The sequence below is a fragment of the Pseudomonas sp. 8BK genome, from assembly GCF_902506475.1.
Classification (GTDB): Bacteria; Pseudomonadota; Gammaproteobacteria; order Pseudomonadales; family Pseudomonadaceae; genus Aquipseudomonas; species Aquipseudomonas anguilliseptica.
Genome location: NZ_LR733252.1, coordinates 64,421 through 79,619, shown reverse-complemented (window position 1 = coordinate 79,619; position 15,199 = coordinate 64,421). Strand labels below are relative to the sequence as shown.

General features: G+C 61.9%; 13 protein-coding genes and 1 riboswitch. Of the genes, 7 read left to right on the top strand and 6 right to left on the bottom strand.

What is annotated here, in order from left to right:
• Window positions 1-90: 90 nt before the first annotated feature.
• Window positions 91-1,773, top strand: a complete 1,683-nt coding sequence (ligB, locus tag ACIN8IBEIGE_RS00360; protein ID WP_256665013.1) for an NAD-dependent DNA ligase LigB — start codon at window positions 91-93, stop codon at window positions 1,771-1,773.
• A 7-nt stretch (window positions 1,774-1,780) separates the two neighbouring features.
• Here ligB and ACIN8IBEIGE_RS00355 read toward each other — a convergent pair whose 3' ends face one another.
• From ACIN8IBEIGE_RS00355 to ACIN8IBEIGE_RS00345, 3 genes are all read right to left on the bottom strand, one after another.
• A complete protein-coding gene (locus ACIN8IBEIGE_RS00355) occupies window positions 1,781-2,230 on the bottom strand; it encodes a cytochrome c (protein ID WP_160012906.1) in 450 nt (149 codons plus the stop codon).
• Between the two features lie 96 nt (window positions 2,231-2,326).
• Complete coding sequence (locus ACIN8IBEIGE_RS00350; RefSeq protein ID WP_160012905.1) at window positions 2,327-3,916, bottom strand: methyl-accepting chemotaxis protein; 1,590 nt, start codon at window positions 3,914-3,916, stop codon at window positions 2,327-2,329.
• A gap of 168 nt (window positions 3,917-4,084) precedes the next feature.
• Window positions 4,085-4,471 (bottom strand): MAPEG family protein, encoded by a 387-nt coding sequence (locus tag ACIN8IBEIGE_RS00345; protein ID WP_160012904.1) that lies wholly within the window; start codon window positions 4,469-4,471, stop codon window positions 4,085-4,087.
• A gap of 191 nt (window positions 4,472-4,662) precedes the next feature.
• A riboswitch (S-adenosyl-L-homocysteine riboswitch) is annotated at window positions 4,663-4,813 on the top strand.
• 23 nt (window positions 4,814-4,836) lie between these two features.
• Between ACIN8IBEIGE_RS00345 and ahcY the strand changes: the two genes are divergently transcribed.
• The 4 genes from ahcY to ACIN8IBEIGE_RS00325 all read left to right on the top strand — a co-directional run bounded on the left by ahcY (window position 4,837) and on the right by ACIN8IBEIGE_RS00325 (window position 10,796).
• A complete protein-coding gene (gene ahcY / locus ACIN8IBEIGE_RS00340) occupies window positions 4,837-6,231 on the top strand; it encodes an adenosylhomocysteinase (protein ID WP_256665012.1) in 1,395 nt (464 codons plus the stop codon).
• A gap of 99 nt (window positions 6,232-6,330) precedes the next feature.
• Window positions 6,331-7,176, top strand: coding sequence for a methylenetetrahydrofolate reductase [NAD(P)H] (gene metF, locus ACIN8IBEIGE_RS00335; RefSeq protein WP_160012902.1), 846 nt, complete (start codon window positions 6,331-6,333; stop codon window positions 7,174-7,176).
• A 169-nt stretch (window positions 7,177-7,345) separates the two neighbouring features.
• Complete coding sequence (gene ppnN, locus ACIN8IBEIGE_RS00330; protein ID WP_160012901.1) at window positions 7,346-8,719, top strand: nucleotide 5'-monophosphate nucleosidase PpnN; 1,374 nt, start codon at window positions 7,346-7,348, stop codon at window positions 8,717-8,719.
• Window positions 8,720-8,948: 229 nt separating this feature from the next.
• Window positions 8,949-10,796 (top strand): DEAD/DEAH box helicase, encoded by a 1,848-nt coding sequence (locus ACIN8IBEIGE_RS00325; protein WP_090380436.1) that lies wholly within the window; start codon window positions 8,949-8,951, stop codon window positions 10,794-10,796.
• A gap of 87 nt (window positions 10,797-10,883) precedes the next feature.
• Here the strand turns inward: ACIN8IBEIGE_RS00325 and ACIN8IBEIGE_RS00320 are convergent, their stop codons facing one another.
• Window positions 10,884-11,462: a YceI family protein gene (locus ACIN8IBEIGE_RS00320; RefSeq protein ID WP_090250063.1), complete on the bottom strand. Its 579-nt coding sequence runs from the start codon at window positions 11,460-11,462 to the stop codon at window positions 10,884-10,886.
• Between the two features lie 60 nt (window positions 11,463-11,522).
• Complete coding sequence (locus ACIN8IBEIGE_RS00315; protein WP_160012900.1) at window positions 11,523-12,068, bottom strand: cytochrome b; 546 nt, start codon at window positions 12,066-12,068, stop codon at window positions 11,523-11,525.
• A gap of 300 nt (window positions 12,069-12,368) precedes the next feature.
• On the opposite strand from ACIN8IBEIGE_RS00315, the gene ACIN8IBEIGE_RS00310 reads away from it, so the two are divergent.
• Complete coding sequence (locus tag ACIN8IBEIGE_RS00310; protein WP_160012899.1) at window positions 12,369-13,775, top strand: adenosylmethionine--8-amino-7-oxononanoate transaminase; 1,407 nt, start codon at window positions 12,369-12,371, stop codon at window positions 13,773-13,775.
• 146 nt (window positions 13,776-13,921) lie between these two features.
• The gene (locus ACIN8IBEIGE_RS00305) at window positions 13,922-14,641 is read left to right on the top strand and encodes a 16S rRNA (uracil(1498)-N(3))-methyltransferase (RefSeq protein ID WP_160012898.1); all 720 of its coding nucleotides are present in this window, start codon (window positions 13,922-13,924) and stop codon (window positions 14,639-14,641) included.
• A 57-nt stretch (window positions 14,642-14,698) separates the two neighbouring features.
• On the opposite strand, the gene ACIN8IBEIGE_RS00300 is transcribed toward ACIN8IBEIGE_RS00305, so the two are convergent.
• Window positions 14,699-15,169, bottom strand: a complete 471-nt coding sequence (locus tag ACIN8IBEIGE_RS00300) for a chemotaxis protein CheW (RefSeq protein ID WP_160012897.1) — start codon at window positions 15,167-15,169, stop codon at window positions 14,699-14,701.
• Window positions 15,170-15,199 lie beyond the last annotated feature (30 nt).

Below are 15,199 nucleotides of genomic sequence, written 5' to 3'. Positions count from 1 at the left end.
ATTGGCATAACGACAACCACCCCCAAACACGCGCTAAAGCTGATCCATCAAGCATAGCTGCTACGCTGGATAAACCGCTCCGGAGCAAGGATGCTCAGCATGAAAGTCGCTCTCGCGCTGTTACTCACAGCCTTAACCTTCGACACCTGGGCCGCCCCCTGCCCGGACTGGCCGGGGCAACGCGCCGAACTGGAAATCGCTGCACTGAGCCAGCAACTGGCGGCCTGGGACGATGCCTACCATCGTCAAGGCCAATCATTGGTGGCGGACGAACTCTATGACCAGGCCAACGCCAACCTGCAGCGCTGGCGGGCCTGCTTCCCTGAAACCGCAGTCGCCACGAGCGATCCACTCAGCACCAGCAACGGCCGTTATCACCATCCAGCCGCCCATACCGGATTGCGCAAGTTGGCCGATAGCCACGCCGCAGGCGCCTGGATCGCCAATCGTGAAGATTTGTGGATTCAGCCCAAGGTCGACGGGGTTGCCGTCAGCCTGGTCTACCGCGACGGCCAATTGCAGCAGCTGATCAGTCGCGGCGACGGTCGCAGCGGCCAGGACTGGAGTGCCCACGCGCGCCACCTGCCGGCGCTTCCCGCACGACTGCCCAAGCCGCTCAGCCTGGTTCTGCAGGGCGAACTGTACTGGCGCCTGCCGGGTCATATCCAGCACACATCCGGCGGCCTCGGCGCACGCAGCAAGGTGGCCGGCCTGATGAACCGGCAGATGCTAAGCACCGAGGAAGGCGCGAGCATTGGCCTGTTTGTCTGGGATTGGCCCGATGGCCCAGCACTGATGCCTCAGCGCCTGCAGCAGCTGGCGGAGTTGGGCTTTGCCGACAGCCAGCACTTCAGTCAGCCGATCCGCAACCTGGAACAAGCCGCCAATTGGCGCGAACGCTGGTACAACAGCCCCCTGCCCTTTGCCACCGATGGCGTGGTTCTGCGCCAAGGGCAACGTCCGGCGGCGGCGCGCTGGCAAGCCGAACCGCCGCACTGGGCCGTAGCCTGGAAATACCCGGTGAACCAGGCCTTGGCCGTGGTACAAGCGGTGGACTTTCGCATCGGCCGCAGCGGTCGCATCACCCCGGTGCTGCGCGTACAACCGCTAAAGCTGGATGATCGACGCATCGAGTATGTCAGCGCAGGCTCGCTGCAACGCTGGCAAGCCTTGGACATCCGCCCGGGTGACCAGGTGGTGATCCGCCTCTCCGGCCTGACCATTCCCGCGCTGGACAGCGTGCTCTGGCGCACCCAACAACGCGCCGCCCTGCAGGTGCCTGACCCTGCGGCCTACCACCCACTAAGCTGCTGGCGCGCCACACCAGCCTGCGCCAGCCAGTTCCGCGCACGCCTGGCATGGCTCAGCGGCAAACAAGGCCTGGCATTGCCGGGCGTGGGCCCCGGCACCTGGGAAAAACTGCTGCACGCGCAACAACTCGACAGCCTGCTCGACTGGCTGCACCTCTCAAACGAGCAGCTCAGCAGCGTTCCCGGCCTCGGCCCACGCAGCTCCGCCGCACTGCAACAGAGTTTTCGCCTGGCCCGCGAACGCCCCATGCAGGACTGGCTACGCGCGCTCGGCCTGCCAGGCAATGGCAATCTGGCGCTGGACGCCGACTGGGAGACCCTGGCGCAACGCAGCGTAGCCGACTGGCAACGCCAACCCGGCATCGGCCCGCAGCGCGCGGAGCAATTGCGCGCCTTCTTTCAACATCCGGAAGTCAAGGCTCTGCGCGCCCAACTGCGAGCGGCGCAGATCGCGGGGTTCTAAACGCGAGTCAGAACGCGCGAAACTCTTCATGACAGGCCTTGCAACTGTCTTCAACACGCTGCACCGGTGCTGTCAGCGCCTCAGGCTTTAACGGTTGCGTGGCCGTGGCGGCCAGAAGCGCCGCGGTGCTGGCCTCCATGGCTCTGGCCAGTTCCTGAAAACGCGCCTGACGCTGCCAGACGTCATCCTTGGCGCGACTTTCTTCACCCTCTTCGCGCGCCTGCGGAAAGTGCTGCCAGGGTGTGCGGGTCAGCTGGTCGAGCTCGGCGACACCGCTGACGAAGCGCTGCTCATTGAAAGGAATGCGTCCACGCAGCATGCCGCCAAGGTCTTCGCTGACCTTGAGCATCTGCTTGAAGATGGTCTGCCGCTGACCCTGCGGCGAATTGGGGTCGACCCCGCCGCAAGCAGCCAGGGTCAAGGCAAGGAGGGGCACCAGCAGGTATCGGCTTTTCATCAACGAGTATCGCGGTCGGCTCTAAAGGGCACGCAGTATCGCAGATGGCCAGCCAATACTGCAGGCGCAGATGCCCAGCGGCAGCCGCCCGGGCCACTAAGTCTGAAAGCGACTTAGCTGGCCGGTCAGACGCTGCACCTCACCGTGGATCTGGCTGCTGACCTGCATCACGCTCTGCGCATCGTCGTGACTGCGCTCGGCCAGGCCAGACACCTCCGCCACCCGCTGGTCGATGTCGTGGGCCACCTGGCTCTGCTCCTCGGCCGCCGTGGCGATCTGCGCATTCATCGCATTGATGCTGTCCACCGTGCCGACAATGGTGTCCAGTACCAGATTGGCCTCCTGAATATGCTGCAGGTTGTTGCGCACCAGTGTGGTGCTTTCCTGAATACCCTCCGCGGCTTGCTGCGCGCCAGTCTGCAGGCGCTGGATGATCGCCTGGATTTCCCCGGTGGACTGCTGGGTGCGGCTGGCCAGGGTGCGCACCTCGTCGGCGACCACGGCAAAGCCGCGCCCGGCCTCGCCGGCACGGGCCGCTTCGATGGCGGCATTGAGTGCCAGCAGATTGGTCTGCTCGGCAATGGAGGTGATCACCTCAAGTACCTTGCCGACCCCGGCCGTTTCCTCGCGCAGGGCCACCATCCTCTCGGCATTGTGTTCCATCTGTTGCGACAGGTTGGCCAACAGCTCGCCGCTGCGTTGCACCGCGCGCTGCCCGGTCTGCGCACAGTCATCGGCGCTGCGTGCCGACTCGGCGGCCTGACTGGCATGGCGAGCGACCTCGGCCACCGTGGCACTCATTTCGGTCATGGCGGTGGCCACCTGATCGAGGTTCTCATGCTGTCGCCGCGCGCCTTCGCCGGCGGCCTGCGCCAGGGCCAAGGCTTGCTGCACATGGGCCTGGGTGTGTCCGCCCGAGACCTTGACCTCACCCAGCAAGGCCCGCACCTCACCCTGCATGCGGTTGTAACCGGCAATGATGCGGCCGATCTCGTTGTCGCGCTGCTCGCCGTCCAGGCCCCGGGTGAAATCGCCGCCGCCGACCCGGGTCAGGCCATGTTCCACCATACCCAGATTGGCCATCAGCGGACGCAGGCCAAACTGCCGCCCCAGCACCACCAACAACAGGATGCCCAGCAAACAACCGAAGGCCAGCCACATCAGGCTGCGCTGGCGGCTCTCGACATGACTGGCCATCAGCCCCACGGCCTTGTTCATTTCCCGCAGCAAGGTGGTCGAGGCCCCTTCCAGCGCCGCCAGGTCGACCTTCTGCGCGCCACCAGCCAAGGCCTCCAGCTGGCTACGGAAGCCCTCCCAATGCTTACCGACCAGGGCCATCTGCGCCTGGATCTGCGGCTCTTTGATCACGCTGATCTTGCGCTCGCCGCTGCCTTTGAGCAGGGCCTCATGGGCCTGGGCGAACTGCTGGATGGTGGCCTCAAGCGCCGTCCGTTCGATGGTGCCCTCACGCAACAACAGGGCTTCCTTGGTCATCTTCTGGCTCAGCATGCGCTGGGCACCGGCGACGTTGATGGTCTCCGGCGACACCGCCATATTCAGGTACAGAGCCACCGAGGCGACCAGCGCCAGGAAGAACATCAGGGCGTAGGAGAACAGGAACTGCTGGTTCAGGGTGCGCAGACCTATGGCGCACAACAGACGGTCGAAGAATAGAGTGGCTGACATGGCGCATCCCTCACGGACTGGCTGCGGCGATTCCTACCGCCGTTACAACACTAGCCTAGCCAGGCCAGCCCGCAAGATGCTGTACGCCTTCAACGACGGGGGTTTTCGCCCCTTAGCAGCGCATTTGCGCGCACCATTTCAGAGCACATGCACTCGCATCAGTCAGGCTCAAGCCGAAACCACAAACAGGCTGATAATCAGCCCCATATTGGCAAACCACACCAGCGAACGCACCGCAGCCCAGTCGGCCAGGTAGCAGATGAAGTAGAGGATGCGGCTGGCGACAAAGGCCATCGCCAACTGATCGAGCAGCGTCTGCTCGGCACCACCGGCCAGGTGGGCGATGATCACCGCGGCGGAAAACGCCGGCGTGACCTCGAAGCTGTTGAGCTGGGCATTGTTGGCGCGCCGCCCGACGCCGCTGAGGCTGTTCAGCAAGGCCCGCGGATCATGGTTGTGCTTGGGGCTGAAACCACCGCTGACGGCCTTGGCCGTGATGGTCGACAGATAAGGCAAAAACAGGGCAATCAACACACACCAGTAGGCAATCGTCATGGCAGCTCCAAAGGCAGGGAAAATGAGGCTGGCAGCCTGACTCAGGCACCGCGTAAAGACCATGACTGAAGCGGCCAGAACACACGGCGCAACAGCCAATCACCCCGACAGAAAGCCTTGGGCTTACGCCGCAGGATGGCTATACTTCGCCAGCTTCATGTGGCCGGCACAGCTCCGGTCGCACCCGCCACCTGTCCGAGGGGCGCTGCAGCATGCGGTAAGTTTGTTTTGAATCTCCAAGCCTCGCATTCCAGCAATGCAATCAGGCGAATTCAAATCAACCTTCCGCCTGTCAGGCTCGGATGGGGCGTTAACCATACGCATCAACGGCGCCCATTCGCAGACAACGAATGGAGAGCTTTTTTATGAGCGCCGCTTTTAACGATTTCAAAGTCGCCGACATTTCCCTGGCTGCCTGGGGCCGTCGTGAAACCATCATCGCCGAATCGGAAATGCCAGCCCTGATGGGCCTGCGTCGCAAATACGCCGGCGAGCAGCCGCTGAAAGGCGCGAAGATCATCGGCTGTATCCACATGACCATCCAGACTGCCGTGCTGATCGAAACCCTGACTGCACTGGGCGCCGAAGTACGCTGGTCGTCGTGCAACATCTTCTCCACCCAGGACCAGGCCGCTGCTGCCATTGCTGCCGCCGGTATCCCGGTATTCGCCTGGAAGGGCGAGACCGAAGAAGAGTACGAATGGTGCATCGAGCAGACCATCCTCAAGGACGGTAAGCCATGGGATGCCAACATGATCCTCGACGATGGCGGCGACCTGACTGAGATCCTGCACAAGAAATACCCGCAGATGCTTGAGCGCATCCACGGCGTCACCGAAGAAACCACCACTGGCGTACACCGCCTGCTGGACATGCTGGCCAAGGGCGAGCTGAAGATCCCGGCAATCAACGTCAACGACTCGGTGACCAAGAGCAAGAACGACAACAAGTACGGCTGCCGCCACAGCCTCAACGACGCCATCAAGCGCGGCACCGACCACCTGCTGTCCGGCAAGCAAGCGCTGGTGATCGGCTACGGCGACGTGGGCAAGGGCTCGGCACAATCGCTGCGCCAGGAAGGCATGATCGTACGCGTGACCGAAGTGGACCCAATCTGCGCCATGCAGGCCTGCATGGACGGCTACGAAGTAGTTTCGCCGTTCAAGGACGGCATCAACGACGGCACCGCCGCCAGCATCGACACCCAGCTGCTGGGCAAGATCGACCTGATCGTCACCACCACCGGTAACGTCAACGTCTGCGACGCCAACATGCTCAAGGCCCTGAAAAAGCGTGCCGTGGTGTGCAACATCGGTCACTTCGACAATGAAATCGACACCGCTTTCATGCGCAAGAACTGGGCCTGGGAAGAAGTGAAGCCGCAGGTGCACAAGATCCACCGCACCGGCGCAGGCAGCTTCGATCCGCACAACGATGACTACCTGATCCTGCTGGCCGAAGGCCGTCTGGTGAACCTGGGCAACGCCACTGGCCACCCAAGCCGAATCATGGACGGCTCGTTCGCCAACCAGGTACTGGCGCAGATCTTCCTGTTCGGCCAGAAGTACGCCGACCTGTCGCCAGCCCAGAAAGCCGAGCGCCTGACCGTGGAAGTGCTGCCGAAGAAACTCGACGAAGAAGTGGCTCTGGAAATGGTCAAAGGCTTCGGCGGCGTCGTCACCCAGCTGACCAAGACTCAAGCCGACTACATCGGCGTGCCGCAGGAAGGCCCGTTCAAGCCGCACGCTTACCGCTACTAATGCGTAGGGTGGATAAGCCTCTGGCTTATCCACCGCCGACTTCCCGCAAGGTGGACGGAACAGCGCCCTCCACCTTACGCCTGCAAGGCTAGACACCCTATGAGCCAAGAACGCCGTTACAGCTTCGAGTTCTTCCCCACCAAGACCGAAGCCGGGCACGAAAAACTGATGAACGTAGCGCGCCAACTGGCGGGCTACAAACCTGATTTCTTCTCCTGCACCTACGGTGCCGGTGGCTCCACCCGCGACCGTACGCTCAATACCGTTTTGCAACTCGACGGCGAGATCAAAGTACCGACTGCGCCGCACCTGTCCTGCGTCGGTGACAGCAAGGCCGAGCTGCGCGAGCTGCTGAACCTGTACAAGAATGCCGGGATCAAGCGCATCGTCGCCCTGCGCGGTGACCTGCCGTCCGGTATGGGCATGGCCAGCGGCGAACTGCGTTACGCCAACGAGCTGGTCAGCTTTATCCGCGAAGAAACAGGTGATCAATTCCATATCGAAGTGGCCGCCTACCCGGAAATGCACCCGCAGGCACGCAACTTCGAAGACGATATCGCCAACTTCGTGCGCAAGGCCAAGGCCGGCGCGGACAGTGCGATCACCCAGTACTTCTTCAACGCCGACTGCTACTTCTACTTCGTCGAACGCGTACAAAAACTGGGCGTGGATATTCCTGTGGTGCCGGGCATCATGCCGATCACCAATTACAGCAAGCTAGCGCGCTTCTCCGATGCCTGCGGTGCGGAAATCCCGCGCTGGGTGCGCAAGCAACTGGAAGCGTACGGTGACGATACCGACAGCATCCAGGCCTATGGTGAGCAGGTCATCACTGAAATGTGCGAGCGCCTGCTGCAAGGCGGCGCCCCGGGTTTGCACTTCTACAGCATGAACCAGGCTGAACCGAGCCTGGCGATCTGGAACAACCTCAAGCTGCCACGCTGAGGCGTACAACCCCGTCCATGGCACCGCTGGTGCCATGGACGACATCATCTTTCCGCCTCTGAGCGCCCTGCCTCAGACATATCCTGCAGCGACTCGACACCGACGCCGACCTTGACCTCAAGGTCAACCCTGCATAGCTTGAAGCTCAAGACCTCCATGGAGTTGCTCAATGGTCAGCAGAAAAACCATCAACGCCTCAGTCACCCCTAAAGGCAGCCTGGAAACCCTCTCGCAGCGGGAAGTGCAACAACTGCGCGAGACCGGCTCCGGCAGCGTCTACGCGCTGTTCCGTCAATGCGCCCTGGCCATCCTCAACACCGGCTCGCACAGTGACAACGCCAAGACCATTCTGGAAGCCTACCCAGACTTCGAGATCAATATCCTGCAGCAGGACCGCGGCATCCGCCTGGAGCTGTTCAACGCTCCAGCTGACGCCTTTGTCGATGGTGAGATGATCGCCAGCACCCGCGAAATGCTGTTCAGCGCCCTGCGCGACATCGTCTACACGCAGAGCGAGCTGGAAAATCAGCGCATCGATTTTGGCAGCTCTCAGGGCATCACCGATTACGTCTTCCACCTGCTGCGCAACGCCCACACTCTGCGCGCCGGCGTCGAGCCGAAGATTGTGGTGTGCTGGGGCGGCCATTCAATCAGCACCGAAGAATACAAATACACCAAGAAAGTCGGCCACGAACTGGGCCTGCGCGGTCTGGACATCTGCACCGGTTGCGGCCCTGGCGTGATGAAGGGACCGATGAAAGGCGCAACCATCTCCCACGCCAAACAACGCAACGTGCATGGCCGTTATCTGGGCCTGACCGAACCCGGGATCATCGCCGCCGAAGCGCCCAACCCGATCGTCAACGAGCTGGTGATCCTGCCGGACATCGAGAAGCGCCTGGAGGCCTTCGTCCGCGTCGGACACGGCATCATCATCTTCCCCGGCGGCGCGGGCACGGCGGAGGAGCTGCTGTACTTCCTCGGCATCCTGATGCACCCGGACAACCAGAACATTCCCTTCCCGCTGATCATGACCGGGCCACGCAGCGCCGCAGCGTACCTGAAGCAGCTGCATGAATTTATCGGCGCAACCCTGGGTGAGGCGGCGCAGCAGCGCTATCGCATCATCATCGACAACCCCGAGCAGGTCGCCCGGGAAATGGCTGAAGGGATCAAGGCCGTCAAACAGTTTCGCCGCGAACACAACGACGCCTTCCACTTCAACTGGCTGCTGAAGATCGATGAGAGCTTCCAGCACCCGTTCGAACCAACCCACGCCAACATGGCCAGCCTCAAGCTGACGCGCGAACAACCGGTACATGAGCTGGCCGCCAACCTGCGTCGGGCGTTTTCCGGGATTGTTTCGGGTAACGTCAAGGACAAGGGCATCCGCCTGATCGAGCAGCACGGCCCCTACGAAATCACCGGGGAGCGCGACATCATGCTCCAGCTCGACCAGTTGCTGCAGGCCTTCGTCGATCAGCATCGGATGAAGCTGCCGGGCAACAGCGCCTATGTACCCTGCTACAAATTGACCAGCTAAAGCGGTGAAACCCGCGCCGTTGCTGGCATGGCAATGGCGCGCGACCACCGAGCAGGCAGACGCTCGCACAGACCGGCCGCTCTGTTATACTCGGGCCTTCCCGCCAGGCTTGCGCCCGGATGCTAGCCCCCAGAGGCCAGTAGTACCGGACGGGATTGCGCCCCCCAAGCGTGATTCAAGCCAGGCAATACACCCCATAGGGCTACGCCCTCACTAGACAGGATTACACATGTCCTTTGCCTCCCTCGGTCTCTCCGAGGCTTTAGTCCGTGCGGTCGAATCCGCCGGCTACACCCAACCCACTCCGGTGCAACAGCGGGCCATCCCCGCCGCGTTGCAAGGTCGCGACCTGATGGTGGCGGCCCAGACGGGTACAGGTAAGACAGGCGGTTTTGCCCTGCCGATCCTCGAGCGACTGTTCCCCAACGGTCACCCGGATCGCGAACAGCGTCACGGCCCGAAACAACCGCGCGTCCTGGTATTGACCCCAACCCGCGAACTGGCCGCCCAGGTGCATGACAGCTTCAAGCTGTATGCCCGCGATTTGAAATTCGTCAGCGCCTGCATCTTCGGCGGCGTTGGCATGAACCCGCAGATCCAGGCCCTGGCCAAGGGCGTCGATGTGCTGGTGGCCTGCCCCGGCCGTCTGCTCGACCTGGCCAACCAGCGCGCCATCGACCTGTCGCACGTGGAAATCCTCGTGCTCGACGAAGCCGACCGCATGCTCGACATGGGTTTTATCCATGACGTGAAGAAGGTCCTCGCCAAGCTACCCGCACAGAGGCAGAACCTGCTGTTCTCGGCGACCTTCTCCAAGGACATCACCGACCTGGCCGGCAAGTTGCTGCACAACCCGGAGCGCATCGAAGTCACGCCACCGAACACCACGGTCGAGCGCATCGAACAGCGCGTATTCCGTTTGGCTGCCAGCCACAAACGCGCACTGCTCGCCCACCTGATCACTCAGGGTGCCTGGGAGCAGGTACTGGTGTTTACCCGCACCAAACACGGCGCCAACCGCCTGGCCGAGTACCTCGACAAGCATGGCCTGCCGGCTGTGGCGATTCACGGCAACAAGAGCCAGAACGCCCGCACCAAGGCCCTGGCCGACTTCAAGGCGAACAAGGTGCGCATCCTGGTCGCCACCGATATCGCCGCCCGCGGCCTGGATATCGACCAGCTGCCACACGTGGTCAACTTCGAGCTGCCCAACGTTGAAGAAGACTACGTGCACCGCATCGGCCGTACCGGACGTGCCGGCCGTAGCGGCGAAGCGATCTCGCTGGTTGCTCCGGACGAGGAGAAGCTGCTCAAGGGCATCGAACGGATGACCAAGCAGAAAATCCCTGATGGTGATTTGCTGGGTTTCGATGCCAGCACCGTCGAGGCCGAGCGCCCGGAAGTGCGCGAGCCGCAGAAACCGCGCCAACCACGCGGCGCCAAGCCGGAAGGCGAACGCCATGGCGGCGGGCGCAAGGACAAAGGCAAGGACAGCGGACGCGACAACAACCGCAAGCCACAAGGTGGCCGCTCGCAACAGCCACGCAACTCAGCTCGCGCCAGCGCGCCAGCCGTGCCCACATTGCCTCCGGACCGCGCGCCGGACGAGTTCCGCGACGATGAGATCGACAACTTCGGTAACCGGGTCGACTACGTCAGCCCAAATCAGAACAAGCAGCAGAACCGTGGCCGTCGGCCCGGTGCGCCTGCTTCAGGCCCGAGCGCTAGCAATGGCGCTCGCCCAGCCAAACCGCCGCGTAGCAATGGCGGTGGCGCCAATGCTGGCGGTCAAGGCCGTCGTCAGGGCGCTGGGGCTGGCGGCCAAGGTGGTCAGGGCCGTAATGGTTCCGGCCGGGCACGGCCACCACGCGACACCCGCACCACCTCGCTAAACCGTGACGAGCTACCACGCCAGGAAGCGGCGGTGAAAAGCCCGCGCGACAAGCAACCGGTGATCGTGCACAAAGGCTCGCGCCTGGACCGCTTCCCGACCCCGGAGCAGCTCGACGAATTGGCGAGTGCACGTCCGCGTGGCGAAAAGCCGGCCCTGCTGACACGCAACCGCGAAGAGTCATAGTCAGCTAGCCGTACACGAAAACGCCGCCCATTGGGCGGCGTTTTTGTTGGCTGGTCTAACAGGCGGGTTATGTCCCGCCTGGCTGGCTTACTTGCGTACGCCTTCAACCGAGATGATCAGTTCAACGTCCTGAGAAGCCGGGCCGAGGTCTTTCTGGATGTCGAAGTCTTTCAGCTTCAGCTTGGTGCTGCCTTCGAAGCCGGCACGGTAGCCGCCCCATGGATCCTTGCCTTCGCCGATAAACTTGGCGGCAATCACCACCGGCTTGGTCACACCGTTAAGGGTCAGGTCGCCGGTGATATCGGCAGTGCCTTCACCGGTGGATTTGACCGATGTGGAGGCGAAGGTCGCCGTTGGGTGTTTGCTGACGTTGAGGAAGTCACCGCTGCGGATGTGCTTGTCACGCTCAGCGTGGTTGGTGTCGACGCTGGTGGTGTTCAGGGTGACATTGACCTTGCTGTCCTGCGGCTTGGCGGCGTCGAAGCTGAAGCTGCCGTCGAAGTCCTTGAACGTACCGTACAACCAGCTGTAGCCCAGGTGGCTGATCTTGAAATTGACGAAGGCGTGCTGGCCTTGCTTGTCGATGGCGTAATCAGCCGCCATCGCCTGACCAGCGCCGATCAATGCGCCACCAAGTGCCAGGGCTACGAGGGTTTTCTTCAACATGGACATGCTCCTTGTGAGTGTGGAATGGGGCCAGTCCAGCCCCGGAAACAACAGAGGTAACTACCGACCGAACATCCGCGTAAGCGTACGATCGCGATCAATAAAGTGGTGTTTCAACGCAGCCAGGGCATGCACGCCAGCAAAAACCACCAACGCCCACGCCAGGTATTCATGCACCAACCCGGCAACATCTTCCTGATCAGGAATGCTGGTCAAGCTGGCCGGCACTTCAAATAAACCGAATAGCGGAATACCGCGACCGTCAGCCGTAGAGATCAGGTAGCCGGAAATCATCAGCACAAACAGCCCTAGGTAGAGAAAGCTGTGACCCAGCTTGCTGGCCAGACGGGTCATCCGTCCGTGGTCGGGCAAACTCGCCGGCGGCGGACTAACCCAGCGCCAAATCACCCGCCCCAGCATCACGGCAAACAGCACCAGGCCGATGCTCTTGTGCAGATCAGGTGCGGTCTGGCGCCAGCTGCTGTAGTAATCCAGACCGACCATCCAGTAACCCAGGCCAAACAGGCCGAACACGGCCACCGCCACCAGCCAGTGCAGCAGGATGCTGACCAGGCCGTAGTGAGAAGAACTATTGCGCCATTGCATTGAAAACTTTCCGAAGGAAGAACCAGAACCGCGAGTGGAGCAAGACTAGCAACAAACCTATCGACTAAAAGCGGAATTTTTCGCTTTGAAATATCGAGAAATACGATGCGTCACTGACTCCTCAAACTCAGCGCAAATTAGTCTCGCGACACCCGACAAAGTTCAGCCGCCAGGCTATAAACGGCACGATAGAGCGGATCAGCGGAAGGCGGGTAATCAGCTTGGTTGTGCCGTCCATCCGCTGCGGTGCTTCTGATAGGCTTGGTGCAGATGATTGCGAGCCGAGGAAGAAGTAGAGCGATGAGCCTGAATGACCAGTGGATGCAGCGTGACCTGAACGTGCTTTGGCACCCCTGCACGCAAATGAAGGACCACGAGCAGTTGCCGCTGGTGCCGATCAAACGTGGCGAAGGCGTGTGGCTCGAGGACTTCGACGGCAAACGCTACCTCGATGCTGTCAGCTCCTGGTGGGTCAATGTATTCGGCCACGCCAACCCGCGGATCAATCAGCGCATCAAGGATCAGGTCGATCAGCTGGAACACGTGATCCTCGCCGGCTTCAGCCATCAACCGGTGATCGAACTGTCCGAGCGCCTGGTCAAGATGACGCCCGCAGGCCTGAACCGGGTGTTCTACGCCGACAACGGCTCATCCTGCATCGAAGTTGCACTGAAAATGAGCTTTCACTACTGGCTCAATGTCGGCCAACCGGCGAAGAAGCGCTTCGTTACCCTCTCCAACAGCTACCACGGCGAAACCATCGCGGCGATGTCGGTAGGCGATGTGGCGCTGTTTACCGACACCTACAAAGCGCTGCTGCTCGATACCATCAAGGTGCCCAGCCCGGATTGCTATCACCGCCCCGAGGGCATGAGTTGGGAAGCGCATTCGCGCATGATGTTCGCTGCCATGGAACAGACCCTGGCCGAGCATGGCCATGAAGTCGCGGCGGTGATTGTCGAGCCGCTGATCCAGGGCGCAGGTGGCATGCGCATGTATCACCCGATCTATCTCAAGTTGCTGCGCGAGGCCTGCGATCGCTATGGCGTGCACCTGATCCATGACGAGATCGCCGTCGGCTTCGGCCGCACCGGGACGATGTTCGCCTGCGAACAGGCCGGTATCCGTCCGGATTTCCTCTGCCTGTCCAAAGCCCTTACCGGCGGCTATCTGCCGCTGGCCGCCTGCCTGACCACCGACGCGGTTTACCAGGCGTTCTACGACGACTACTCGACCCTGCGCGCCTTCCTCCACTCGCACAGCTACACCGGCAACCCGCTGGCCTGTGCCGCGGCTCTGGCGACCCTGGATATCTTCGAACAGGACGATGTGATCGAGGCCAACAAGGCCCTGGCCGCGCGAATGGCCAGCGCCACCGCGCACCTGGCCGACCATCCGCATGTCGCCGAAGTGCGACAAACCGGTATGGCTTTAGCCATCGAAATGGTGCAGGACAAGGCCAGCAAGATCGCCTACCCCTGGCAGGAACGTCGCGGCCTCAAGGTGTTCCAGCACGCTCTGGAACGTGGTGCACTGCTGCGGCCACTGGGCAGCGTGGTGTATTTCCTGCCACCGTACGTGATCACCCCTGAGCAGATCGACTTTCTCGCCAAAGTGGCCACTGAAGGCATCGACATCGCCACCCGCTCCTCGGTCAGCGTGGCGCAAGGCAATGCCAAGTACCCCGGCTTTCGCGATCCGGGCTAAATACAGTCGTAGGGTGGATGACGCTTTATCCATCCACCATTGCGATATTACGGTGGATGAAAAGAGCGTCATCCACCGTACGGATATCCATGCGCACGGCGCACCCTAAGGCTAAAATTCGCGCCTTTATTCTAGGTTCACCTCTTATGCGCCTATCCCGTTTCTTTATCGATGCCCCCCTCGCCCTCGGCAAGCACGAGCTGCCGGAAGCCCAGGCCCACTATATCGGCCGCGTGCTGCGGCATGCCGTGGGCGATGCGGTGCAATTGTTCGATGGCAGCGGCCAGGAGTACCGCGGCGAGCTGATCGAAGTGGGCAAGAAAAGCGTACGTGTCGAGTTACGTGAAGCCTTTGCCGGCCAGGCCGAATCACCGTTGCATATTCATCTTGGCCAGGGTCTGTCACGCGGCGAACGCATGGATTGGGCGATTCAGAAAGCCACCGAACTGGGTGCCAACGAAATCAGCCTTATTGTCAGCGAGCGCTGCGAAGTGCGCCTCAAGGATGAACGCGCCGACAAGCGCATGGCGCACTGGCGGCAAGTGGCAATCAGCGCCTGCGAGCAATGCGGCCGCTCGGTGCTGCCGATCATTCACCCGCCCATCAGCCTTGCAGATTGGCTGACGCAGGTTTCAGCTGACCTCAAGCTGGTGCTGCACCCGGTCGCCGAGCCCTGGGCCAGCCATCCTCAGCCTAAGTCACTGGCCTTTCTGATTGGCCCGGAAGGCGGCCTGAGTGACAACGAAGTAAGCCAGGCGAAAGCCCAGGGCTTTCACGCCGCGCGCCTCGGCCCCCGGGTACTGCGCACGGAGACCGCGCCGGTAGTGGCGCTAAGCGTGGCGCAGCAGTTGTGGGGCGATTTCTAGGCCCACTTCAGCGCCATAAAAAAGCCCGCTAACGCGGGCTTTTTAGTTTGTTATCGGTCAGATCAATCCGGCATCCGCCAGCTTCTGCTCCAGACCAACCAGGTCCGGAATCCTCAGCACCGCCTCGCCAAATTGCACCGCATCCAGCTCCAACGGCGACAGGGCAACATCGGCGCGTTCCAGCTCGGCACCGACCTTGATCGAGCGCGGAATGCCCTGTACCAGCACGGCAATAAACTTAACCGCTGGGCGGCCGCCGAGGGCGTTGATCACCGCCACTCGTGAGCCTGGGCTGACGCTGACCTGGCCATCCGATGCCGCTTCGAACGACAGCAGCGGCAGGCGTAGATCACGCCAGGCAATCTGCCCGAGGAACCAGCTGGGCATGCCTTCACTGACCTGTGGCGCGCGATAAGGGATCAGCTCGGCCACCGCCACGTTGGGCAGCAACAGAGTACGGTCAGTCAGCGGCATCAACAGTCCGGTAAGGCTGTTGGCGCTGTTCTGCGTGGCGACGGCTTGGCTCATGTAAATTTCCTGTACAGGGCACAGCCCCGG